General features: G+C 51.5%; 27 protein-coding genes. 11 read left to right on the plus strand and 16 right to left on the minus strand.

Annotated elements, in window-relative coordinates; genetic code table 11:
* Positions 1–85: 85 nt before the first annotated feature.
* From H650_RS20590 to H650_RS20605, 4 genes are all read left to right on the plus strand, one after another.
* Positions 86–1,747 carry a ShlB/FhaC/HecB family hemolysin secretion/activation protein gene (locus tag H650_RS20590; RefSeq protein ID WP_020456973.1) on the plus strand — a complete coding sequence of 554 codons (1,662 nt, stop codon included), beginning with the start codon at positions 86–88 and terminating at the stop codon, positions 1,745–1,747.
* Between the two features lie 170 nt (positions 1,748–1,917).
* The gene (locus H650_RS20595; RefSeq protein ID WP_020456974.1) at positions 1,918–2,253 is read left to right on the plus strand and encodes an SdpI family protein; all 336 of its coding nucleotides are present in this window, start codon (positions 1,918–1,920) and stop codon (positions 2,251–2,253) included.
* A complete protein-coding gene (locus H650_RS20600) occupies positions 2,253–2,525 on the plus strand; it encodes a MafI family immunity protein (protein ID WP_020456975.1) in 273 nt (90 codons plus the stop codon). The genes H650_RS20595 and H650_RS20600 overlap by 1 nt, the downstream gene beginning before the upstream one ends.
* A 41-nt stretch (positions 2,526–2,566) precedes the next feature.
* Positions 2,567–2,827: a hypothetical protein gene (locus tag H650_RS20605; RefSeq protein ID WP_020456976.1), complete on the plus strand. Its 261-nt coding sequence runs from the start codon at positions 2,567–2,569 to the stop codon at positions 2,825–2,827.
* Positions 2,828–2,900: 73 nt separating this feature from the next.
* Here the strand turns inward: H650_RS20605 and H650_RS20610 are convergent, their stop codons facing one another.
* From H650_RS20610 to H650_RS20620, 3 genes are all read right to left on the minus strand, one after another.
* Entirely contained in the window at positions 2,901–3,353 is a 453-nt protein-coding gene (locus tag H650_RS20610) for a lysozyme inhibitor LprI family protein (protein WP_020456977.1), read from the minus strand.
* Between the two features lie 322 nt (positions 3,354–3,675).
* Positions 3,676–5,214 carry a methyl-accepting chemotaxis protein gene (locus tag H650_RS20615; RefSeq protein WP_020456978.1) on the minus strand — a complete coding sequence of 513 codons (1,539 nt, stop codon included), beginning with the start codon at positions 5,212–5,214 and terminating at the stop codon, positions 3,676–3,678.
* Positions 5,215–5,650: 436 nt separating this feature from the next.
* On the minus strand, positions 5,651–6,223 hold the full coding sequence (locus H650_RS20620; RefSeq protein WP_020456979.1) for a DUF1349 domain-containing protein: 573 nt from the start codon (positions 6,221–6,223) through the stop codon (positions 5,651–5,653).
* A gap of 217 nt (positions 6,224–6,440) precedes the next feature.
* On the opposite strand from H650_RS20620, the gene H650_RS20625 reads away from it, so the two are divergent.
* Complete coding sequence (locus tag H650_RS20625) at positions 6,441–6,668, plus strand: helix-turn-helix domain-containing protein (RefSeq protein WP_020456980.1); 228 nt, start codon at positions 6,441–6,443, stop codon at positions 6,666–6,668.
* A 21-nt stretch (positions 6,669–6,689) separates the two neighbouring features.
* On the opposite strand, the gene H650_RS20630 is transcribed toward H650_RS20625, so the two are convergent.
* The 4 genes from H650_RS20630 to H650_RS26090 form a co-directional block, all read right to left on the minus strand.
* Positions 6,690–7,211 (minus strand): GNAT family N-acetyltransferase, encoded by a 522-nt coding sequence (locus H650_RS20630; protein WP_020456981.1) that lies wholly within the window; start codon positions 7,209–7,211, stop codon positions 6,690–6,692.
* Between the two features lie 3 nt (positions 7,212–7,214).
* Complete coding sequence (locus tag H650_RS20635) at positions 7,215–7,484, minus strand: type II toxin-antitoxin system TacA family antitoxin (protein ID WP_020456982.1); 270 nt, start codon at positions 7,482–7,484, stop codon at positions 7,215–7,217.
* Positions 7,485–7,677: 193 nt separating this feature from the next.
* Positions 7,678–7,995 carry a hypothetical protein gene (locus H650_RS20640; protein WP_020456983.1) on the minus strand — a complete coding sequence of 106 codons (318 nt, stop codon included), beginning with the start codon at positions 7,993–7,995 and terminating at the stop codon, positions 7,678–7,680.
* Entirely contained in the window at positions 7,985–8,107 is a 123-nt protein-coding gene (locus H650_RS26090) for a hypothetical protein (RefSeq protein ID WP_286141449.1), read from the minus strand. The genes H650_RS20640 and H650_RS26090 overlap by 11 nt, the downstream gene beginning before the upstream one ends.
* A gap of 130 nt (positions 8,108–8,237) precedes the next feature.
* Between H650_RS26090 and H650_RS25795 the strand changes: the two genes are divergently transcribed.
* Positions 8,238–8,411 carry a hypothetical protein gene (locus H650_RS25795; RefSeq protein ID WP_020456984.1) on the plus strand — a complete coding sequence of 58 codons (174 nt, stop codon included), beginning with the start codon at positions 8,238–8,240 and terminating at the stop codon, positions 8,409–8,411.
* 111 nt (positions 8,412–8,522) lie between these two features.
* Here H650_RS25795 and H650_RS20645 read toward each other — a convergent pair whose 3' ends face one another.
* The 4 genes from H650_RS20645 to H650_RS20660 all read right to left on the minus strand — a co-directional run bounded on the left by H650_RS20645 (position 8,523) and on the right by H650_RS20660 (position 12,059).
* Positions 8,523–10,013: a P-loop ATPase, Sll1717 family gene (locus H650_RS20645; RefSeq protein ID WP_020456985.1), complete on the minus strand. Its 1,491-nt coding sequence runs from the start codon at positions 10,011–10,013 to the stop codon at positions 8,523–8,525.
* A 206-nt stretch (positions 10,014–10,219) separates the two neighbouring features.
* The gene (locus H650_RS20650) at positions 10,220–10,762 is read right to left on the minus strand and encodes a 1,2-dihydroxy-3-keto-5-methylthiopentene dioxygenase (protein ID WP_020456986.1); all 543 of its coding nucleotides are present in this window, start codon (positions 10,760–10,762) and stop codon (positions 10,220–10,222) included.
* Positions 10,759–11,448, minus strand: coding sequence for an acireductone synthase (gene mtnC / locus H650_RS20655; RefSeq protein ID WP_020456987.1), 690 nt, complete (start codon positions 11,446–11,448; stop codon positions 10,759–10,761). The genes H650_RS20650 and mtnC overlap by 4 nt, the downstream gene beginning before the upstream one ends.
* Positions 11,445–12,059: a methylthioribulose 1-phosphate dehydratase gene (locus H650_RS20660; protein WP_020456988.1), complete on the minus strand. Its 615-nt coding sequence runs from the start codon at positions 12,057–12,059 to the stop codon at positions 11,445–11,447. Before H650_RS20660 ends, mtnC begins: the two co-directional genes overlap by 4 nt.
* 116 nt (positions 12,060–12,175) lie before the next feature.
* Here H650_RS20660 and H650_RS20665 point away from each other — a divergent pair, with 116 nt between their 5' ends.
* Positions 12,176–13,336: a pyridoxal phosphate-dependent aminotransferase gene (locus tag H650_RS20665; RefSeq protein ID WP_020456989.1), complete on the plus strand. Its 1,161-nt coding sequence runs from the start codon at positions 12,176–12,178 to the stop codon at positions 13,334–13,336.
* Positions 13,337–13,376: 40 nt separating this feature from the next.
* On the opposite strand, the gene dsbG is transcribed toward H650_RS20665, so the two are convergent.
* A complete protein-coding gene (dsbG, locus tag H650_RS20670) occupies positions 13,377–14,123 on the minus strand; it encodes a thiol:disulfide interchange protein DsbG (RefSeq protein ID WP_020456990.1) in 747 nt (248 codons plus the stop codon).
* A 367-nt stretch (positions 14,124–14,490) separates the two neighbouring features.
* On the opposite strand from dsbG, the gene ahpC reads away from it, so the two are divergent.
* Positions 14,491–15,054 carry an alkyl hydroperoxide reductase subunit C gene (ahpC, locus tag H650_RS20675; RefSeq protein WP_002894394.1) on the plus strand — a complete coding sequence of 188 codons (564 nt, stop codon included), beginning with the start codon at positions 14,491–14,493 and terminating at the stop codon, positions 15,052–15,054.
* Positions 15,055–15,295: 241 nt separating this feature from the next.
* A complete protein-coding gene (gene ahpF, locus H650_RS20680) occupies positions 15,296–16,861 on the plus strand; it encodes an alkyl hydroperoxide reductase subunit F (protein WP_020456991.1) in 1,566 nt (521 codons plus the stop codon).
* A gap of 81 nt (positions 16,862–16,942) precedes the next feature.
* On the opposite strand, the gene uspG is transcribed toward ahpF, so the two are convergent.
* From uspG to dcuC, 4 genes are all read right to left on the minus strand, one after another.
* Positions 16,943–17,371: a universal stress protein UspG gene (gene uspG / locus H650_RS20685; protein WP_017455865.1), complete on the minus strand. Its 429-nt coding sequence runs from the start codon at positions 17,369–17,371 to the stop codon at positions 16,943–16,945.
* Between the two features lie 149 nt (positions 17,372–17,520).
* Positions 17,521–17,931 (minus strand): nucleoside diphosphate kinase regulator, encoded by a 411-nt coding sequence (rnk, locus tag H650_RS20690; protein WP_017455866.1) that lies wholly within the window; start codon positions 17,929–17,931, stop codon positions 17,521–17,523.
* 138 nt (positions 17,932–18,069) lie between these two features.
* Positions 18,070–18,873 carry a ribonuclease I gene (gene rna, locus H650_RS20695; protein WP_020456992.1) on the minus strand — a complete coding sequence of 268 codons (804 nt, stop codon included), beginning with the start codon at positions 18,871–18,873 and terminating at the stop codon, positions 18,070–18,072.
* Positions 18,874–18,970: 97 nt separating this feature from the next.
* Positions 18,971–20,347: an anaerobic C4-dicarboxylate transporter DcuC gene (gene dcuC / locus H650_RS20700; RefSeq protein ID WP_020456993.1), complete on the minus strand. Its 1,377-nt coding sequence runs from the start codon at positions 20,345–20,347 to the stop codon at positions 18,971–18,973.
* 346 nt (positions 20,348–20,693) lie between these two features.
* Here dcuC and H650_RS20705 point away from each other — a divergent pair, with 346 nt between their 5' ends.
* The gene (locus H650_RS20705; RefSeq protein WP_044489809.1) at positions 20,694–21,104 is read left to right on the plus strand and encodes a hypothetical protein; all 411 of its coding nucleotides are present in this window, start codon (positions 20,694–20,696) and stop codon (positions 21,102–21,104) included.
* 55 nt (positions 21,105–21,159) lie between these two features.
* Entirely contained in the window at positions 21,160–21,510 is a 351-nt protein-coding gene (locus tag H650_RS20710) for a copper-binding protein (protein WP_238328360.1), read from the plus strand.
* Positions 21,511–21,516: the final 6 nt, after the last annotated feature.

A 21,516-nucleotide genomic window follows, 5' to 3' on the forward strand; every position in this document is an offset into this window, starting at 1 on the left:
CATGCGTTTATTTTCACACTCTTCACTTTTAGCACCGACATTGCTGAGCCTGAGTATCGCCGCGAGCTTACACGCAGGAACCACGATGGCGGCTCCCAGCGCCGGCCAACTGGTGCAACCCTCTTATGCGCCGGTTCAGCAGCACACTGGCGGCGGCATTACGCTGCCTGCCACCACCGGGCTTACTGCGCCGAACGGCGCGGAAAAACTGTTTGTCACACCAGCCGGTCTGCTGGTTGAAGGCGGTTTTCCGCAGTTAGCGAGCGAAACGGCGCGCATTGAATCGCGCGTCAAAGGTCGCCGCGTCTCTGCCGCGAATTTGTTTGCCGCCGCGCAGGAACTGGAAACCGCCTACATCAAAGCGGGTTACTTGCTGGCGCGCGTCAGCCTGCCGCCGCAACAAATCAAAGATGGTGCGCCGCTGCGCGTGGTGGTAACCGACGGTTACGTGGAAAAAGTGGATGCCTCTGCGCTGCCGGACACCGCGCGCCGCCGGGTGGAAAGCCTGTTGCAACCGCTGGTGGGCGAGAAACATTTAACCCGTAAAGCGCTCGAGCGGCGTTTGCTGCTGGCGGGTGACACGCCGGGCGTGATGTTGAAATCGACCCTCAAACCGGGCAGCAAACCGGGCTCAACGGTGCTGATTGTTGATGGCCGCTACGATCCGCTTGCCGGGCTGGTCACCTTTGATAACGGCCTTTCTGACGAACTGGGTAAATACTCACTCGGGCTTGGCGGGCAGCTTAATAACCTGACGGGTTTTGGCGAGCAGGTATACGCGCGCCTGAACGGTTACCCGCGCGGCGATAACCCGTTTACGGATACGCAGCCGCGTAACCGCCAGTGGGCGCTCGGCGTGGTTGTACCGCTTGGCACAGATGGTTTGTGGATGAACGTCGAAGGGGTGGACAGCCGCACCAAACCGAAAACCGACAGCGGGCTGACCTCGCGCGATCATTTCCAGCGCCTGTCGACACGCCTGGGTTACCACTGGGTGCGTGCGCGTGATTTTAACACCTCGACTTTGCTGTCGCTGGATGTGCAAAACGAAACGCAGCACTTGCAGTTCAATAACACCGACGTGCCGTTTACCGAGGATCGTCTGCGCATTGTACGCGTGGCGCAGTCGATGGATTACACCACCGATTTTGACGCGCGTTTCGCCTCCAGCCTGACAGCCTCTTTTGGTATCGACGGCCTGGGCGCACGCCACGGCACCATCGATCTGCCGATGAGCCGAAACGGTGCCGATCCCGATTTCCAGAAACTGGAGCTGACCATGAACTACAGGCAGCCGCTGGTGGATGGCAAAGTACAACTCTCCCTTTCTGGCCTGGCGCAGACCTCGTTTGACCAGGCCCTGCCGTCCTCTGAGCAGGCTTCACTTGGCGGCAGCAGCTGGCTGTCGGCGTTTGATTCCGGCACAGTCAGCGGAGATAGCGCCCTGGCCGCGCGTGCTGAAGTTGGCTTACCGCAGCCGCTGGGTGCGTTCTCCTGGGCACCCGACTTTGGCAGCGCGGTAATGCCATACGTCTTCGGTTCGCTGGGTTCGGTAAGCCAGGCAAAACCGACGGCGCTGGAGAAAAAAGAGGTGCACGGTAGCGCGTATGGTGCCGGTTTGCGCCTGAGCGCCAGCCAGGCCGCGAGCCCGAACAGCGCCTTGCTAACGCTGGAGTACGCGCGCGGCAATCAAAGCGGCGAATCGCAGGACAACCGCTTTAACCTCAGCCTGCTGACCTTCTTCTAAGCCTCGCACTTTCCCGTGCACCATCCGGTGTGCGGGTTTCTATCCCTCCGCTAAACATATGCGCGATCCCGCTCAAGGGATAGCCGTTGCTTTATCCCGTTGTCGGGCACATGATGTTTTGCCATAACAAACGTCCGGAATGTATGTCTGCTCAGCATAAGGAGCCTGCAATGAACGACATCTTTCTCTCCCTCAGCGTTGGGATGCTGGTGCTAATGGCGATTGCTATTCCGCTGGCGCGACAACGTATTAAACCCAATCGTTTTTACGGTGTGCGCACCGCGCTAACCTTGCGGGATGACACGGCCTGGTATCGGGCAAACCGCCTTTTTGGCAAAGTGATGCTGCTCTGCGGTGTGGGTTTTTTTCTGCTTTCGGCGCTGCTTGGTAACTGGCGTGAAAACGCGGGTAACGCAATGATCAGCATCATGCTGTTTTTGTTGGCGGTATCTGTGCCGGTGGTTTGCGCGCTGGTCAACGAATCGCGGGAAAAAAGAGGATCATAATGCGCGAGGGCATTAAAACCTTTGGTGCGCGTTTTGCTGGCCGCGTGAATGCAGAGAAACTGCGCTTTGCCATTGAATATGTCGATTTCGGTGAAAGCGGCTTAGCATTTGAAACAATCTGCGATTATATCGTCGAAGAAGACGCGCCCATCAGCGAAGAGGAGTACCGCCTTGCCGTAGAGATTTTTAACGACTACGGCGGTAAATGGGGTGTTTTCAGTATTGAACATATGAAAGCGCTGATTGTTAAAGAAGGCGGTTCCGCTTTGTGATATTTGCGCCGAAAAAACTGAAAATGCATCCATAAGGAGAGGTGAAATTGCCAACACGTTGTGAAATTGCGCTGGCGAAGGTGGTCGCCGATTTGGCTATTTTCCTTGAGTTCACCGATGAAAACCAACTGGATCAGGACGCCGCCATCAACGCGCTGGAGCAGGTTGCCGCTGAACTGCAAACATTAAACGCAGATGATAAACATCACCTGACGGCGATATTTATTGAGTTATCGCGGTACTATCCAGCCGATAAAACCGCGTTTATGAGCCATTTACCGGAAGCGTTAGGCTTACTGTAGAAGCCGGGAAGATCACCACCAGATTTATTTCCTGCGACAGCAAAAATACTCCGGCATAAAGGCGCCTGGCGGCTTATTTTATATAGGTCGCCTTTAATAACTGCTCGCGATCAGTGTTTTGATTAATAATGCATTGCGTCTGTAAATCATCCTGACTTGCCGCCCACTCGCCAACTAATAACGCTGACGCTGCACAGAACTCATTTCGTGATGCGATCCAAAGCTGTTGAGATTTATTAAATCTCTCCCAAAACAGATCTTTTATCTCACTGCCTTCAGGATCATTAAGGTGATAGGGCGTATCGTAATCGTTGTTTATCCGTGTTTTTATCTTAGTGATTGTTTCTTGTAGTGATTTTTCTGATTTATTTTTTAAGTCCTCTTTGCATTGTGTCTGGTTTTTTTCATCACCATAGGCAGGCAGTGTAAGGCATTGCTGGATAGCTTTGCCTGAATCAAGCGTGATGGCACCCGCACTGAAAATTGATAGCGATACGATGACAAGTGCAATTTTTATGATTTGCATGGCAGAAGGCTAATCCTTTTTCTGTTCGCTTCAAAGGGTATATAAAAACCACGCTTACGAATTAACTCAACGATTTTTTTATCGTTTTAGCTACGCAAACCGCCAGGGTTTTTATGGCCCAGCGCCCCGCAATACCATGTCAAAGTAGGCCTGTGTGATTTTCTGTTTGTGTTGCGTTGCAAAGCAGAGTCTGGCACTGCTGCTAAGCAGTTTCAGGGGGAATGCATCGAAAGTAAATATTTGGGGGATTTATCGAGGAAGGCCGGAGAGAGGTAAGATTGTCAGACAAGTGCGTAGGGGGCACTTGCCTGACAATGATGGGTTACAGCTTAAAGGCGTTTACATCGTTAAGCAGTTTACCGGCCTGGTGGCTGAGTGAGTTCGCGGCGGTGGCCATCTCTTCAACCATGGCGGCATTCTGCTGCAGGTTGCCCTCCATCTGGCTGACCGCCACGTTAACCTGCTCAATACCGTGGCTCTGCTCGGTTGAAGAGTTATTCACCTGGTTAATCAGTACCGTGGTTTCATCAACCGCGCCCAGCGCCTCGTTCATCCGCGTGGTCACGTTGGCCGCATAGCTGACGCCCTGACCGACATTCTTGATGGCTTCATCGATTAAACCACGAATATCGCGTGCCGCCACCGAGGAACGCTGCGAGAGCGATCGCACTTCGCCGGCCACCACCGCAAAGCCTTTGCCCTGCTCACCGGCACGGGCGGCTTCCACCGCTGCGTTGAGCGCGAGGATGTTCGTCTGGAAGGCGATGCCGTCGATAATATCGGTGATTTCAGAGATTTTGGCCGAAGAGGCGGAAATATCGTCGATGGATTTTTGCAGGGAACTCAGCTCACGATGGCTTTCATTCACCATCGACTGTACGCGACCAATAAAGGCATTCGCCTCCTGGGCGTTATCCATATTGTGGCGCACCGTGGCTGACAATTCGTTCATGCTGGCGGCGGTTTGCTCCAGCGACGAGGCCTGCGATTCGGTGCGGGATGACAGGTCATCATTGCTTTTGGCGATCTCGCTCGCCGCGACATCCACTTCATTGCTGGCATCTTTTACGCTGCTCAACACTTCGCGGATTTTCTCCATCAGGTTATTAAAACTGCTGGCAGTTGCACCCAGTTCATCTTTTTTATGCAGATCAACTTTAAGCGTCAGATCCAGCGTGCTGCTGATGGTTTCCATACTTTTTTGCAGGCTTTTTAAACCCTTGTTTAAATAGCTCAGAATTGACGAAGCAAATACGGCAATTAACGCCAGCAAAAAGATAATGGTTCCCACTAATAGCCAAAAAGTATTGATATATTGTGCATGGTTATTTTCGGCGTATTTAGCAGCAATATTATAATTATGAATCAGCATATCTTTAATATTTGCGCTCAGAGCAACAGAGGCATTGGCAGTTATACCGCCATCAGAAACCATTTTTCGAGCCGCTTCAACACCTTCGCTGTGATAAACACCAACCATGGATTCTGCTTTTTGCAAATAGTCATCAAAGGAATCTTGCGTCTTTTTTAATTGCTGTGCATCAATGTCGTCACTAATAAGCTTTTCACGATAATATTTAAATATCTCGTTGGTTTTATTTAGCTCATCTTTCGCTTGCGCCATATGTTTGGTAAACACTGCCTCATCGGTGACCAACAGTGACATCAGGATTTGTCGACGCGCCTCTTCGCGGTGCTGGAGCGCCTCGCTGAGCTTACTGATACTCGGTAAGCTATTTTCAACAACGTAATCGAAACGTGATTGCGCATTATCTAGTGCCCGGATGCTAAGACCACCGAGCACAATCATGGCAACAAATGTTATAGCAAACACGACTAATAATTTCTTAATAATGGTCATAACAGCCTCAGGTACTTTCCATATCCAGGGGAACACTATTTTTATCGGCGACTAAAGTGAAACCTTCATAGCGAAATGAATAAAAAGAGAGGTGAGTTTTACTTTTTCATTAGCTTGGTAAGTGTTCGGGAAAATAACCTTTAAATACAAGCGCTAAATTTTTAATGAAATGGCTAAAAGTATTATCTATATAATATATTCAAAGCGTGTTGTTATTGAGTGAATAATATATTCTGTATTTTTACCACTATTTAACGCGAGAGTTTAGTAAAACTGAAATAATGTGTAGCACAAGAAAAAGTTTATCAACGGAATTATTAGAAAAGGATATTTATGAGTGAATATTTTTCTCGGCCTGGCTGGGTAAGGCAGCCTGTAACGTCAATAACGCGTCGACTGCCTGCGTTGTACTTGAGGCGCTGATATGCTGGTGAACCTAGCTCAGATCGTGGAGATCTTTTTCCAGCAGCGGCGTGAACGCCATTTCAGAAAAGACGACTTCCAGACCGCTGCGTTCCGGTGTGCAGCACATCATGCCAACCGCGCAACGCGAGTGGGGAAAATGGCACAGCCGCAGCAGCGGCCAGATGTGACCATCGGTGGAGTATTGCAGCCGTAGCGCGTCGCCTTTGCGGCTCAGGCGCAGCCAGAAATTGCCCGCGTCGCCGGGGAAAATACCGGTCGCCCAGTCTGAATAACCCTGCGTCAGCACGCTGCCGATGGCGGGCGCGCCATCGTTAAACTCAATCCCGGCTTTTAGCCAGTTCTGTTCGTCGGCGACCAACAACACGCCCGCCTGGTCATACAGCTCGGAAAAACGCGCCTGAATCCGTACCTGAAAGGTGAAATCACCCGTCACATCGCGCACAAAACCGTGGCCGCTGAAGCGCTCAAACCCGTACCAGGTTTTGCGCCAGAAATCGGTGCTGCCATCCGTGACCACTTCCATTTTGCCCTGCGTTTCACGCCACTGCTGCGGTTCGTTAATCCAGTAAAAATCACCCGTCATGTTTCGCTCCTTTATCTGTGCTGGCGGCTTAAAGAGTGTCGCCGGTGGCGTGGGAGATTGCCAGTGCGGGGCGTGGTCTATTACGCAGGGATCACAAATGTTTGGCGACAAAAAGACGCGGCGGGGGGTCATGAGGTAGCGTTAACAGGTAGCAAGTGTTGCGATGCTAAAGAGACAGGAAGAAGCCGTTTCGAAAGTGTGAAAAGGAGTGTGGCAAATGACAACTGTCTATGCGCAAGAGTACCGACACGTTATCACGGCGCTTAAAAAAGCTCGCAAAACACGGGGGATCACGCAGGCGCAACTTGCCGAAGCGCCTGGTCGCCCACAATCCTTTATCGCCAAAATCGAGCAAGGTGAGAGAAGGCTGGATGTGGTGGAATTTGTCCACCTGGCAAGACTGGTAGGGCTGGAGCCAGAGGAGATAGTGAAGGGTATAGGGTAATTCGCTATGGCTGGAGAGCGTTCACTCTTCAAACAGGCGCTCAATAGATTTTGTCGGATAGAACAGCGAATGCTGATTACCATCGGCTAACGGAATGAAGCCCAGTTTTTCATAAAAATTTTTGGCACTGTCCGTGAGAGCCTCGACAAATAATCCATGGACACCGACAGCAAGTGAGGCGTTGTAAACCACGTGCATGGCATGTGCGACCAGCATTTCTCCCCAGCCGTTTCCCTGGAGTGATTTATCGATAGCCAGACGACCCAACATCACGCACGGAACAGTGCGGTAAGGCACTTTTTTTTGCTGCGTTTTGGTTGGCAGTTGCTCTTTCTCGAAACTCCCGCCCGACAATGTGTAATAACCAAAAACGCGCGGCCTGGAAGCTGTTGTTTGCAGGATATAGGCGCGTAAAATTTTTCCGTCATGCTGGCGCTTGAGATGCTGGGTTAAAAAGGTATTGAGCGAGATCTCACCACAATCAAAACCACCCGTTTCATACTCTGTCTCTCCTGAGAACATCTCAATGGTCAGCTTGTCCACGATTCACTCCCTGTTTTGCAGACGTTTTGCGGCGCGTTTAAGCTTGTCGTTCGGTGCGGGTGGGTTTTCGATAGCGTCCATCACCCGGTTCCATGACGCTTCATTCAGAACCAGACGGCGATGCTGTTCAATGACTTCTGCGGCGCGTTCCGAGGCGCTGCTCACCAAAAATTGGGTGATCGTCTGGTTGGTCATTGCCGCCGCTTCTTCGATCATTTTTTTATCCTCGTCGGTCAATCGCAGATCGATGCGCTGCTTTTTCAGTGCGGGCATAGCGTTACTCTCCCCGGCAGCCTGCTTTATGCAGATCTACCAATAATCTTGTCAGTTTATGTACGGATTAAATCCGTACATAAAGATAAGATTGGACAGCGCGAATTGCAACGCAAAATGGGGGCTTATCGCAAGGCGTGGAAAATGAAAAACCGAGCAGGCTCCCAAAAGAGCTAACGGGAGCCTTGTGGGGTTAGATCAGATACTCTTCTGCGTGGATTTTCCGTTCAGTGATTTGATGAAGCTCCATCAGCGCAGGAAGAAGCGTAGCAGTGGTTTTTAATCCGTGACCTAACTGGCAGAGACTTTCGCGGGAAAACTCCAGCACGTCGCTGTCGGCGAAGGAGACGAAGGTTTTGCCCAAAAAGTGCAGACCGTGGCAAAGCCCGGCGATGTGATCTTCACAACCGTTTGCCAGTTGCAGCATCTCTTCTTCGCTCAGGTTTGAGGTGTCCAGTTTGCGAAAAATATCGCTCATTTCAGAAGAGAGAATATCGGTGTCAGGCAGCATAGCGCACCTCCGGCAAAGCGGAGAAACGAACAGCAGAAAGACAAACAAAAGCGTTAATTGAGAAGGGGTTGGGCTTTGAATACCCATGCGTGATACCATTGGCAACAGCCATACATTACCTCCAGTAATGATGTGGTTAGACGCCTCGACAGTGTTCCCGCACTTCGGGGCGTTGCTTTAGAAATTCACTACGTTGGTGTACATTGAACACCAGCATTTAAAATATACAGGAGTGACAACCAATGTCAACCAAAGAAAACCAAAAAGAAAGATACGTGGTGCAACTCCGTCTGGATGCTGATTTGTCAGAGAGGCTGGCAATTGCGATGAAAGAAGACGGCGATGACAACAAAGCCGGGTGGATCAAGCGGCTACTGCGTAGGGAATTGGATAAACGGAAAATTTCTTCTAAATAAAATCAAGAGAAATAAAAAGGAACATCCGGTGCAATATATAACTCGCATTATTTAGGGGTATTTGAAGCAAGAACCTCAATCTAATGAGGTTCTTGTTCTTTATCTGATTGGTTAGATATTTTGGTTTGGCCGACTTTCAAGAAGTTGTAATCTATATTTTAAAGCGTGATGAGTTCGAAATTCTCTTTCGATGTTTAGTTTCAATTCGGGCGTGCTGCATACATATTCCCACCGCCCCTGTTTTTTCTGTCCAATGATTGAATTATTGAAAAGAAAATAAAGATGTTCTTGTGCCTTTGAGGGGGAGTTACAAGAGAAAATTGAGCTATGCTTATTAACAAAATCGTCGTAGGTAAATGACTCTACTTGAATAAGTTGTAATACGCTGAGAAGATCGTCTATCTCAGGGAATTGATTTGACCACTCATCAATCAACTCATTATATACACTTGCAGAAGCGTCATGATCAGCATCATACAATTCAGGTGTGGTATATAGTCCACTACTATTAGTACGATGGTTTTCTCTTACTTTGTTTAAATAAACTATTACATCTCTTGGTCTAAAAAAGGAGCGTCTTGTGACATATTTGAATACCGGCGTTCCTTGTCTGACAAACTTAGCTTCAAATAAGCATGAGGTTTTTTGACCTGAGCTTTCTCCTAAATCAAAATTTTTAGGTGCATATTTTTTTATTCTTTCATAGAACATTTCATCGAGGCTATCATTATCCCATGAAATAGTTACTGAACGGTCTTGAAGTAACTTATTTTTATCGTTAAATTTCAATGAATTATATATATCGGAGCGTAAAAAAGTTATTATCTTGAGGTTTTTATTTACTTTGAAATCTTGGGAAATATTCCTGCAAACATTGAGTAGGTTAATTAATACTTTACTATATTCCTCAATTTCACCCGATAACCAGTTCTCGTCAAGTTGATCCAGTGCAATTATGATTTTATGTTGACCGGAATTATTTTGAAAGATAGTTTCAAAATATGAAAGCAAGGAGAACGCATTGGAGCGAAGTTTTTGTTTTAGCTGTGCATTTTCAGGAATGTCTTCAAAAGAAATTTCTCCCATATCTAAATCTATTTCATCTGTATCTACGCCAGGACCTTTGATTTTACTAATTCTTATAATTTTGGAAATTATAACTTCAGTGAGTGTGGGGTCTGGGTTTCCATATACTTCATTGAGATATTTTAGAGCCCATTTTAATTCTTTGTTTAAGGGTTCGTTCTTTGTTTGTTTTATCTCAATTAGTTTTGCTAAGGCTTTAATATAAAAAAGGTATTTCCAACTTTTCTGATACGCAGATAATTCGCCAGCCAAGCTTTCTTTATAAAGGTTATGAGCAGGCCAAGGGTAATCATTAAAGTTAATGCAAATAGTATTGTAATTGTTAAGTTTGGTGGGTTGGCTGTTTTTCAAATATTCATATATTGCTGTTTTGCCAACTCCTTTTCTACCTAAAACTAACCACGAGGTTCCATTTATAATTTTGTCAACTTCTGGTCGCTGAAGAAAATAACTTTGTAGATGAGTGTCAGATTCTGCTGATACTTGAAATTCGGGTAACCATTGTTTTACGTCCATACGATAACTCCACCAAAGTAAACTATATATTTCTACATGTAAACTTTAACAGAAAACCCTGTACTTACAAATAGTTAAAATTATGTATTTATCCAATTAAAAATTAAGTGCCTATAAGCGTTAAATAATAATCGAAGTATAATATATGATATTTAATCTATGCCAATGACTTAACCCAACCGGTAGGTTGGGTTTTATATTACTTACTACCCCAACCGCGGATACCCATCCGCAATTTCACTGCCGGTAAACTGCGCGATCCACCCCTCTGGATTATCAAAAATCCGGATGGCGGTGAAGTTCGGCTCTGAGCCCATATCAAACCAGTGCGGGGTTCCGGCGGGAACGGAGATCAGGTCGTTTTTCTCGCACAGCACCTGGTAAACGTCACTGCCGATGTGCAGGCAAAACAAGCCCGCGCCTTCCACAAAGAAGCGCACTTCATCTTCGCCGTGCGTATGTTCATTGAGGAACTTGGCGCGCATCGCCTCTTTCTGTGGGTTATCGGCGCGCAGGCTGATCACATCCCAGCTCTGATAACCTTTCTCGGCCACCAATTTGTCGATGGCGTGCTGGTAAGCGGTGATCACCGTTTCCGGTGTCGGGTTTGCGCCGAGATCGCGGTCGGCCTGCCAGCGTTCAAAACGCACACCTTTGGCGTTCAGTTTTTGCTGGATCTCTGTGGCGTCGGTGCTGTGCCACACCGGCGTGCTGGCATCGGTATCGGTGTAAATCGTCAGTGCGCTCATGAAGGGATCTGCTCCGGCTTAATGTTGCTGAAAGAGGGAACCTGGTAATGATGGCTGGCTGCGTCATCATCGCCGCGAATCAGTTGCGTGGTGCGAAAACCTGCCGCTTCGGCGGCGTCCAGCTCCTGGTGAATATCGGAGAGGAACAAAATGGACGCGGTCGGCAGCCCAATCTGCGCAGCAATATTGCGGTACGACTGCACATCGCGTTTCGCGCCAACCAGCGTGTCGAAATACCCGCTGAACAGAGGAGTAATATCACCTTCGTCGCTGTAGCCAAATAACAGTTTTTGCGCCGCCACCGAGCCAGAGGAATATACATACAGATCAATACCCTGCGCTTTCCATTTCTCAAGCTGGGGCAACACGTCCGGGTAAAGATGGCCTTTGAAATCTCCGTTCACATAACCGTCGCGCCAGATAATGCCCTGCAACGCTTTCAGCGCCGTTGATTTGCGATCTTCATCCATAAAAGCAAACAGCACGTCAATCAGTTCGGCGGTGCTGGCTTGTGGCCGGGCGATCTCTTCCCGCAGATTATCCAGGATCGTACTCACCGGTTCGTTGTACTGCTCGGCTGTGACAATCGCTGCCAGGCGCTCGCGGGCGTAAGGGAACAGGACGTTGTGCACAAAGCGGATATCACTGGTGGTGCCTTCAATATCAGTAACGATAGCGCGGATCATGGTCTCTCCAGCAGGCGACGCTGCATTTCGCATTCAAATAAAAACTCCAGCCCTTCCAGGTGGCGGCGGGCTTCGGCGACATCGCGCCCCCAGCAGGTTAGCCCGTGGCCACGCAGCAGAAAACCATAGCGCAGCGGATGGGTCTGCGCATACTCGGCGATGCGAGCCGCCAGCGCGTCGATATCCTGGTCGTTGTCGAAAATGGCCACCGGCACGGTGTCCAGGTGCGTGGTCTGGCCGCTCAGGGATTTTTGCATCTCAAAACCGTTCAGCAGCAGGGCAGGGGATTTCTCCACCCGAGACAGCACCGTCGCGTTCACAGTGTGTACGTGCAGCACTGCGTTGGCCTGCGGGTAGAGGCGGTAAATCAAGGTGTGCAGGCCAGTTTCCGCCGAGGGTTTACGACCGGAAGGGGCATGGTTATCGGCAATCGACACCTGCAAAAAATCCGCCGTGGTCAGGCTGCCTTTGTCTTTGCCGGATTCGCTCAGCCAGCACCAGTCGGCGTCCTGGCGTACGGACATATTCCCGCCGGTAGCGGGTGCCCAGCCTTTTGCGCCTATCCAGTGGCAGGCGGCAACGAGTTGTTGGAGTTGCAGGTTGTCTGTCATCACCCTTCCTTATAAGGAATATTGTTATCGTATAGACGTCTAAGCGTCTTGATTGCCAAATACTAGCATCGTGTTATAGTGGCGGCAACACGCGTATCACAGGCAGGCAGCTAATAATGAGCAATAATGCACTGATTCCACAAAGTAAACTTCCCGCGCTTGGCACTACCATCTTTACGCAAATGAGCGCCCTGGCGCAGCAGCACCAGGCGATTAATCTGTCGCAAGGCTTCCCGGATTTCGACGGCCCACGCTATTTGCAGGAGCGGCTGGCGTTTCATGTGGCACAGGGGGCGAATCAGTACGCGCCGATGACCGGTGTGCAGGCGCTGCGTGAAGCGATTGCCGATAAAACCGCCGAGCTGTACGGGCATAAACCGGACGTGAATACCGATATCACCGTCACCGCCGGGGCGACCGAAGCGTTGTACGCGGCGATTACTGCGCTGGTGCGCCAGGGCGATGAGGTGATCTGCTTTGATCCGAGCTATGACAGTTACGCGCCAGCGGTCGAGCTTTCCGGCGGGGTGCTGAAACGCATTGCGCTGCAACCGCCGCATTTTCGCGTCGACTGGCAGCAGTTTGCGGGGTTGCTCAGCGACCGCACGCGGCTGGTGATTTTGAACACGCCGCACAATCCGTCGGCGACGGTGTGGCAAAAGGCGGATTTCGCTGCGTTGTGGCAGGCGATTGCCGAACACGAAATTTATGTGCTGAGCGATGAAGTCTACGAGCACATCTGTTTTGCCGAAGAGGGACATGCCAGCGTGCTGGCGCATCCGCAATTGCGCGAGCGGGCGGTGGCGGTGTCGTCATTTGGCAAAACCTACCATATGACGGGCTGGAAAGTGGGCTACTGCGTGGCGCCTGCCGCCATCAGCGCGGAGCTGCGCAAGGTTCATCAGTATCTGACGTTCTCGGTGAATACTCCGGCGCAACTGGCTCTGGCGGATATGCTGCGCGCCGAGCCGGAACATTATCGTGAGCTACCGGAGTTTTACCGCGCGCGGCGCGATGTGCTGGTCAATGCACTCAGCCGCAGCAAGCTGGAGATTTTGCCGTGCGAAGGCACCTACTTCCTGCTGGCGGATTACAGTGCGATTTCCGATCTGGACGATGTGAGTTTCTGCCAGTGGCTGACCAAAGAAGTTGGCGTGGCGGCGATCCCGCTGTCGGTGTTCTGCGCCGATCCTTTCCCGCACAAACTGATTCGTCTGTGCTTCGCGAAACAGGAATCGACGCTGCTGGCGGCGGCAGAGCGCCTGTGTAAGCTGTAACAGGTCAACGGCGGTGCTGCCTGCGCCGCCGTGACTGCTTTTACTTCTCGCCCATAATCGTGTTCAGTTTTTCCGCGTCCGGCAAACCGACTTCCTGCTGCAACACATTGTCTTCATTCATGTAGTAAATGGCAGGCGTGGCGTTCGCGCCAAGGTCATCCATGATTTTCTGGTTGATGTTGAGCTTTTTCATCATTTCCGGCGGTACGCTTTTCGGTAACGTCAGCGCCATTTTGCCGTTCGACTGCTCAAAGTCGTGCCAGCTTTTTGCCGGATCCTGCGCGCTCATAATCGCTGCTGCGGCTGCCGGGCTTTCCGGTTTGATCACGCCAACCAGTAGCGTGCGGATCTGCACTTTGCCGGATTCCACCCACGGGCGTGCCTGCTGCCAGAACTGTTTGCAGTACGGGCAATACGGGTCGGCAAAGACGTACACCACGCGCGGTGCCTCTTTTTTGCCATCCAGCAGCCAGTCGGCTTTTTCCATCTGCTGCCACAGTGCACGGCCTGCCGGGGCGTAAATCTCTTTGGCGATCAGCTTTTCGCTCAGGTTGGTGCCTGCATCGTCGTACATGTAGCCGGAGATAGCGTGTTTGCCGTCCGGCGTGACATAAATGGTGACGCCCATTTCCTGATATTTACCGAGATAGCCTTTCATGCCGCCCGGCGCGTCGAAGGATTTAATGATGGTGATGCCTTGTTTTTCAATGGCTTTTACCGGCGCGGGCAGTTCTTCGGCGTGCAGAGTCAGCGGGAGCAGGGTCAGCATTAACAGGCGCTTGAGCATAAAAATCCTTATAAAAACAGTGGGAAAGAGCAAGGGTAGAGAAAACCTATCACAACCATCGGTAAGACCGCCGGGCAAGGCATTGTCCTCACGTGCCCGCAGTGGTGTAATCAACAACGCTTGATGACCAACAGGTTATGAGCGCAACGCAAAGCCAGCTTGCTGGCGCTGAAGTTACCCACGGGTATTTCAGGTATCGAGGCCACCCGTCGCGGTGGCCTTTTTACTTTTGGCAATTCAGCCGTTCACAAGGTTGCTCGTTGCGGGTTGTTAGCTAACACTTATTGATTTGATAAAGCAAACGCATTGGCTCAATCAATCGAAGTTCGTTAACTTACACCCCAACGAAAACACGGAGGAAGTATAGATGTCCTTAATTAATACCAAGATTAAACCTTTTAAAAACCAGGCGTTCAAAAACGGTGAGTTCATCGAAGTAACCGAGAAAGATACCGAAGGCCGCTGGAGCGTCTTCTTCTTCTACCCGGCTGACTTCACCTTCGTATGCCCGACTGAACTGGGCGACGTGGCTGACCACTACGAAGAGCTGCAGAAACTGGGCGTGGACGTTTACTCTGTTTCCACCGATACCCACTTCACCCACAAAGCGTGGCACAGCAGCTCCGAAACCATCGCGAAAATCAAATACGCGATGATCGGCGACCCGACTGGCGCCCTGACCCGTAACTTCGACAACATGCGTGAAGATGAAGGTCTGGCCGATCGCGCCACCTTCGTTGTTGACCCGCAGGGCATCATCCAGGCTATCGAAGTCACCGCTGAAGGCATCGGCCGCGACGCATCTGACCTGCTGCGTAAAATCAAAGCAGCACAGTACGTGGCTTCTCACCCAGGTGAAGTGTGCCCGGCGAAATGGAAAGAGGGTGAAGCGACGCTGGCTCCGTCCCTGGATCTGGTTGGTAAAATCTAAATTTCCTGTCGTCTTTCACGCCATAGCGGCGTTGGCGTCGCCTGCTCGCCCCGGTCACTTACTGGTGTAAGCTCCCGGGGACGCTCAGGCTAGCCGCCTTGCTCTGGCGCGAAATACTGGGGAAATTATCTGGCAAACGGGTACTTTTGGGTGCCCGTTTTATTCAGCACCATGATGCAAGTTGCATTGATGCAGCCTTAAACAATTCGGCTTGCATGATGATGTTTTAAGGGAGAACGTTATGCTCGACACTACTATGAAAACCCAACTCAAGGCCTACCTTGAGAAACTGACTAAACCTGTTGAGCTGATTGCTACGCTGGATGACAGCGCGAAATCGGCAGAAATCAAAGAACTGCTGGGCGAAATCGCTGAACTGTCAGACAAGGTCTCCTTTAAAGAAGACAATAGCCTGGCGGTGCGTAAACCGTCGTTCCTGATCACTAACCCTGGCTCGCATAACGGCCCGCGTTTTGCCGGTTCGCCGCTGGGTCACGAATTTACTTCTCTGGTGCTGGCGCTGCTGTGGACCGGTGGTCATCCGTCAAAAGAGGCGCAGGCGCTGCTTGAGCAGATCCGCGATCTGGATGGCGATTTTGAGTTTGAAACCTACTATTCGCTCTCCTGCCATAACTGCCCGGACGTGGTGCAGGCGCTGAACCTGATGGCGGTGCTGAACCCGCGCATTAAACACACGGCGATTGATGGCGGTACGTTCCAGAACGAAATCACCGATCGTAACGTGATGGGTGTGCCGGCCGTGTTCGTTAACGGCCAGGAGTTCGGTCAGGGGCGTATGACGCTGACCGAAATTGTCGCCAAAATTGATACCGGTGCGGAAAAACGCGCGGCGGAAGAGCTGAACAAGCGTGACGCTTACGACGTGCTGATTGTCGGTTCCGGCCCGGCGGGTGCGGCGGCGGCGGTTTACTCAGCGCGTAAAGGCATTCGTACCGGCCTGATGGGCGAGCGTTTCGGCGGCCAGGTACTGGATACCGTGGATATTGAAAACTACATTTCTGTGCCGAAAACAGAAGGCCAGAAACTGGCGGGCGCGCTGAAAGCGCACGTCTCGGATTACAACGTCGATGTGATTGACAGCCAGAGCGCCAGCAAACTGGTGCCTGCGGCGGTGGAAGGCGGTCTGCACCAGATTGAAACCGCGTCAGGCGCGGTACTGAAAGCGCGCAGCATTATCATTGCCACCGGCGCGAAATGGCGCAACATGAATGTGCCGGGCGAAGATCAATACCGCACCAAAGGTGTGACTTACTGCCCGCACTGCGACGGCCCGCTGTTTAAAGGCAAACGCGTGGCGGTGATCGGCGGTGGTAACTCCGGTGTGGAAGCGGCTATCGATCTGGCGGGGATTGTCGAGCACGTAACATTGCTTGAATTCGCCCCGGAAATGAAAGCTGACCAGGTGTTGCAGGACAAAGTGCGCAGCCTGAAAAACGTCGACATTATTCTGAACGCGCAGACTACCGAAGTGAAAGGCGACGGCAGCAAAGTGACCGGCCTTGAGTACCGCGACCGTGTGAGCGGCGATGTTCACAGCGTGGCGCTGGCAGGGATTTTTGTGCAGATTGGTCTGCTGCCGAACACCACCTGGCTGGAAGGCGCGATTGAGCGCAACCGCATGGGCGAAATTATTATCGACGCGAAATGCGAAACCAGCGTGAAAGGCGTGTTTGCCGCCGGTGACTGCACCACGGTGCCGTACAAACAGATCATTATTGCCACGGGTGAAGGTGCCAAAGCCTCTCTGAGTTCCTTTGACTACCTTATCCGCACGAAAACTGCGTAAGCAAAAATAAGAAAGTAAACAATACCTGCAAATGTAAAGAGGCTACCAACGGTAGCCTCTTTTTTTCACGCCAGAGCGTCTTTATCTGACCACCAGCACCGGAATGTGCGCGTGGCGCACGATATTCGCGGCGTTCGAGCCGAGCAGGTGGGTGGAGATGGACGGATTGCGCGAGGCAATCACCACCATATCAGCGTTCAACTCTTCGGCTAACTCATTGACCACATCGCGCACGTTCCCAGAACGGACATGAACATGAATGCGTGAAGAATCAATGTGAAAGTGCGTGATCATGGTACTAAGGCGTGTTTGCGCTTCCTGATGCAGATGCTCTTCGAAACGGCGTATATCAGCGGCGAAACGGTGCAGACTCAGGCTGGCGGAGGCGGGTAGTACATGCAAAAGATGGATAACGCCTTCACTCTGCGCGAGAAACTCAGCGTGACGCACGGCTTTGTCGCTTAACTCCATTTCGAAAACATCGACCGGCATAATGATTGTCTGATACATAAACGTTTCTCCCTGTAGATTATGTCCTTCTGATTGAATCATAAACGGGAGGAATATTTTGCTGCCTGGATGGCAAATCTGAAGAATAAACGGGCGGGAACGGAAAGAGGATGCGGGCGCATCCTCTGCATAACAACGCAGGGCGGGGCTTAGCGCATGAAATCGCCTGCGGCTTCGGGCTGGTACAGCAGTTCGAGTACTTCTAGGTCGGTGGTGGTGCCGCCCGGCAGTTCCCAGTGAATGGTATCGCCAACGCGCAAACCCAGTAGCGCTGCGCCGACAGGCGCAAGCACCGAAAGCTGGCTGGCGCTGTCGGTCACATTCGCCGGATAAACCAGCGTGCGCACGCGCTCTTCACCGCTTTTCAGCTCACGGAATTTTACCGTGCTGTTCATCGTCACCACATCATGTGGCATCGCTTCTGGCGCGCACATCTGGGCGCGATCCAACTCTTCATTTAGCGCATCCGCGACCGGCAGGTTAGCGTGAGCGGGCTGCTCAAGCAGACGGTCGAGGCGCTCGGCGTCTCGCTCATTAATGATAATGGCAGGTCTGGACATCTGGTACTCCATGTCAGGTGATTGATCCAAAGAAAAACCCTCGCCGACTGGCAGCGAGGGTTTGTCTAAAGGGGATAATACTGACACGGCAGCGCGCTGTGAAGTGATGCCGCGCACATTTGCCGGAATTATGATTTATCAGTAGCCCGCTTTATCAATCACGAAGCTGTTTCCGCAGTTGCCGGGGTGCGGTTGCGGCAGCAAAGAGGTGGCTGCGAGCGGTGCATTTATCGCCCCGGCTTTGATGGCGATCTGCATTTCCGTCAGCCACGCCGGGTTGCCGCTACAGGTCAGCTTCACCGCTTTCACGCTTTGATCGCCGTAGGCTTTCGCGACGGCGGCGTTGAATGCGTCACGGGTGACGGTTTTCCCGTAGTTTTCCGCCAGAAACTGGCCGAGCGCGCTCTGTTTGATTTCTGTGTCCAGGCGTACCATCGCGCCGAAATAGTCGTCCGGATCGAAGCCAAAACAGACGCCGTGCTTGGCGTATTCATAACGCTCAAGGCAGGTGGTGCTGCCTGCGCCCGGCATGACGGCGTTGAGTTTATTAGCAACTTCCAGCGACAGGCCGGTTTCCGCCGCGGCGCATTTCTGGCTGGCTTTCGCCTCCGGCATGTTTGGAATCGGGCGTGTAGCGCAGCCGAAGCGCATCCAGCGGCGCTCGTCGACACCGCGCGCGGCGATGGATTTTGGCAGGCCAGGCCACAGGCCATGCACGGTCAGATAATCGGCTTTGTTGGCGGGTTCTTTTTGCGGCCGGCACTCATCGGGCTCATTGCGACCTTGCGCGTGCAGGCTCTGGCAAAAACCGGTTTGCCAGGAGAGCGCCAGAACATAGCGGTCAAAGTCACCATACTGTGTGGGCTTGAGCGGTGCGGCATAAGCGACGGAGAACAGCGTTGCGGCAAGGCTTGCGCAGGTGAAGAATCCCTTTATAAACATATCGGTTCCTGATGGATGTATCCGGGTAATTGCCATGCGTTATTAAACCATAAAAAAAGCGCCGGGCAGGCGCTTTTTCATAAATGGCATTTATAAATTAATGTACTGCGACACCCGGGACTAATACTTCGGTGGCGATGATCACCACAATCAGACCGACGATCACTGGTACCGAAGTCCGTTTTACCACTTCAAACGGGGATATGTTCGCCATCCCCGCCACGGCAACTACCACGCCGGAAACCGGAGAGATGGTGCGACCAAGATTGGATGCCTGCAACATTGGAATCGACAGGTAAGCCGGGTTGATACCGGATTCGTGCGCCAGTTTCGGGATCATCTCGACAAAGGCGTAGAACGGCGCGTTACCGGAACCGGTGGTCATTGCCGCCAGCATGGTCAGCGTGACCAGCACCAGCATCAAAATAATGCTCGCTGAACCGAACGAGGTGGCAATCGAAATCAGGCTCTGGATAAAGCCAATGGTGCTTAACCCCTGGGCGAAAACCCCGGCGGCGACCAGCAACATCACCACGCCAGCAAACGCGTCAGCCATACCGCGATAAGCCACTTCCAGCCCGGAAAAGACGTTTTGTGTATTGAAACCACGTAAAAATTCCAGCACTGCCGCCAGCAACATACAAATCACCAGAATGGTGATGATATGCAGTTCCGGGCCCCATTTGCCGTCGAAAATCAGCACGCCGATAATCGGCGTAAACGGCAGGATGGCGTAGAAGGTGGGCGCGTTGGTGGTGATGTCTTTCACATCCAGCATTTCGCTGACGATATGCTCTTTTTTATCCAGGTAGCGCTGCCAGAAAAAGTGGGCAATCGCCATGGCAATAATCGCCGCGATAGAGATGGGCAGGGTGGTTTTAAACGCGAAGTCGATAAGCGGCATCTCTGCGGCTTTCGCGGCCAGCACTACGTCACCGGAGGTGGGCGAAAGAATGATTGCCGCCGGAGAAGCACAAATGGCTGCCGCCGCACCACGGCTGATACCGACGTTGACCATCACCGGGAACAACGTTGCCATCAACAGCACGCCAAGGCCGGTTGCGGAAGAGACCGCCAGCGACATCAGGCAAGCGACAAAATAGGCGGCAATCATCAGCAGGTAAGGCGAGTTGATAAAGCGCAGCGGCCGCGAAGCCAGCTTCACCACCATATCATTGGCGCCGATGTGGGTCATATAAGCGGCAAACCCGCACAGCATCATGATCATCATGCCGAGATCGCCACCGCGACTCATCAGCAGGATTTTAATGTATTCGACAATATCGGTAGCGCTGTAGCCAGTGCTGGCGGCGCTGCCTGGTAATATTTTGTGGCCCATCAGTGCGCTGACAATTAATAGCGCCAGACCGCCGACAAACAGCACGCCGGTGGCGGAGTAGCCTTTGATGATGTAGCGCGCCACGCCGACAATCACCACCACGCCTATCAGCAGTTCAATGAGTGTTAATAACATGTTGTTGGCCCCGGAGGTTGACCTGAATGAAAAGTAAGTAAAAAAACTGGCAACGCAATGTGCCGAATAATAGCCAGCGGGTAGATGATTAAAATCAACAAAGCGATGTGTTGAGCGAATAATCGCGTCAAATTGTTATCACCCCACTTAATTAATACTGCTTAAGCAATAACTGGGATTAATAGGAAATGATAAATTTGTTATTTAAAAGGTGCTGATAAGTTAATGAATTTAACGGTTTCGGTTGCGCTTTATTTCCGGGCGTAAATTAGTTAAAAAACGCTTTAAAATTAAAAATAATGCTGCTTATACTCGCCGTTACTTTCCTTTCACCCATGGCGACGTTATGCACGCAGGCTGGCTATACCGATTGCGCTTTATTAAGCGGCATCTATTGATGCTGCTTTTGGCGTTTGGTTGGCTGCTGATTCAAAGCCAGGTGGCGCTCGCTTCCCATGACTGCAGTGTCAGCGTGCAGGGTGAACATATGCTGGTTCAGCATATGGACCATCGAATGATGATGTCGGACAGCGCGCCGCATATGGACATGATGAAAACGCCGCTGTGCGAAAAGCATTGTGTACCGGATCTGGCGCAAAAAGATACCGATAACGCTTCACTGGTAGCGCTGCCCGTTTCGCTGACGCTGGTGGTCGCTGAACCTGTTTGTTCCCCCGTCGCGCATGACGGATGGTCGTTAACCCCTCCCGCGATAGGCCCGCCGGCAACGATTCGTTTTTGCCGGTTCCGTGAATAAAAACCTGTTAATCCCTTGAATTTTATTAATTTCATTGTTTAACAGGAGTTTTATTATGCGTTCTTCTCTTCTTTGCATGCTCTCTGGCGTGCTGTTTTTCTCCCTTGCCGCTCACGCGGAAGATATGCCCGCAATGCACGGCATGCACGATATGTCTTCGCATGGTGCCATGCACGCTCAAGCGCAGACCTATCAAAGCCAGGGCGTTATCAAGAAAATTACCCCCGATGCGATTTCTATTGCCCATCACGCTATTCCCGCGCTGAACTGGCCGCCAATGACCATGCAGTTTGCCCTGGCCAAAGGCAGCACGTTTGCACCGGTGAACGTGGGCGATAAGGTCGAGTTCAGCTTTGTACAAAGCGAAAACGGCTACCAGCTCGTTTCATTAACGCCGCAACGCTAACCGGGG

Origin of the sequence: Enterobacter sp. R4-368, assembly GCF_000410515.1 — a bacterium.
Lineage (GTDB): Bacteria > Pseudomonadota > Gammaproteobacteria > Enterobacterales > Enterobacteriaceae > Kosakonia.

Coding starts and splice junctions, on each gene's coding strand:
- H650_RS26090 (WP_286141449.1), bottom strand. CDS start 8,107: ATGGCTGTTGCCAATGGTATCACGCATGGGTATTCAAAGCCCAACCCC.
- H650_RS25795 (WP_020456984.1), top strand. CDS start 8,238: ATGTCAACCAAAGAAAACCAAAAAGAAAGATACGTGGTGCAACTCCGT.
- ahpF (WP_020456991.1), top strand. CDS start 15,296: ATGCTCGACACTACTATGAAAACCCAACTCAAGGCCTACCTTGAGAAA.
- H650_RS20710 (WP_238328360.1), top strand. CDS start 21,160: ATGCGTTCTTCTCTTCTTTGCATGCTCTCTGGCGTGCTGTTTTTCTCC.
- H650_RS20635 (WP_020456982.1), bottom strand. CDS start 7,484: ATGCCCGCACTGAAAAAGCAGCGCATCGATCTGCGATTGACCGACGAG.
- H650_RS20595 (WP_020456974.1), top strand. CDS start 1,918: ATGAACGACATCTTTCTCTCCCTCAGCGTTGGGATGCTGGTGCTAATG.
- H650_RS20625 (WP_020456980.1), top strand. CDS start 6,441: ATGACAACTGTCTATGCGCAAGAGTACCGACACGTTATCACGGCGCTT.
- H650_RS20645 (WP_020456985.1), bottom strand. CDS start 10,013: ATGGACGTAAAACAATGGTTACCCGAATTTCAAGTATCAGCAGAATCT.
- uspG (WP_017455865.1), bottom strand. CDS start 17,371: ATGTATCAGACAATCATTATGCCGGTCGATGTTTTCGAAATGGAGTTA.
- H650_RS20650 (WP_020456986.1), bottom strand. CDS start 10,762: ATGAGCGCACTGACGATTTACACCGATACCGATGCCAGCACGCCGGTG.
- rna (WP_020456992.1), bottom strand. CDS start 18,873: ATGTTTATAAAGGGATTCTTCACCTGCGCAAGCCTTGCCGCAACGCTG.
- H650_RS20665 (WP_020456989.1), top strand. CDS start 12,176: ATGAGCAATAATGCACTGATTCCACAAAGTAAACTTCCCGCGCTTGGC.
- H650_RS20610 (WP_020456977.1), bottom strand. CDS start 3,353: ATGCAAATCATAAAAATTGCACTTGTCATCGTATCGCTATCAATTTTC.
- dsbG (WP_020456990.1), bottom strand. CDS start 14,123: ATGCTCAAGCGCCTGTTAATGCTGACCCTGCTCCCGCTGACTCTGCAC.
- ahpC (WP_002894394.1), top strand. CDS start 14,491: ATGTCCTTAATTAATACCAAGATTAAACCTTTTAAAAACCAGGCGTTC.
- H650_RS20620 (WP_020456979.1), bottom strand. CDS start 6,223: ATGACGGGTGATTTTTACTGGATTAACGAACCGCAGCAGTGGCGTGAA.
- dcuC (WP_020456993.1), bottom strand. CDS start 20,347: ATGTTATTAACACTCATTGAACTGCTGATAGGCGTGGTGGTGATTGTC.
- H650_RS20590 (WP_020456973.1), top strand. CDS start 86: ATGGCGGCTCCCAGCGCCGGCCAACTGGTGCAACCCTCTTATGCGCCG.
- mtnC (WP_020456987.1), bottom strand. CDS start 11,448: ATGATCCGCGCTATCGTTACTGATATTGAAGGCACCACCAGTGATATC.
- H650_RS20660 (WP_020456988.1), bottom strand. CDS start 12,059: ATGACAGACAACCTGCAACTCCAACAACTCGTTGCCGCCTGCCACTGG.
- H650_RS20705 (WP_044489809.1), top strand. CDS start 20,694: ATGCACGCAGGCTGGCTATACCGATTGCGCTTTATTAAGCGGCATCTA.
- rnk (WP_017455866.1), bottom strand. CDS start 17,931: ATGTCCAGACCTGCCATTATCATTAATGAGCGAGACGCCGAGCGCCTC.
- H650_RS20600 (WP_020456975.1), top strand. CDS start 2,253: ATGCGCGAGGGCATTAAAACCTTTGGTGCGCGTTTTGCTGGCCGCGTG.
- H650_RS20640 (WP_020456983.1), bottom strand. CDS start 7,995: ATGCTGCCTGACACCGATATTCTCTCTTCTGAAATGAGCGATATTTTT.
- H650_RS20615 (WP_020456978.1), bottom strand. CDS start 5,214: ATGACCATTATTAAGAAATTATTAGTCGTGTTTGCTATAACATTTGTT.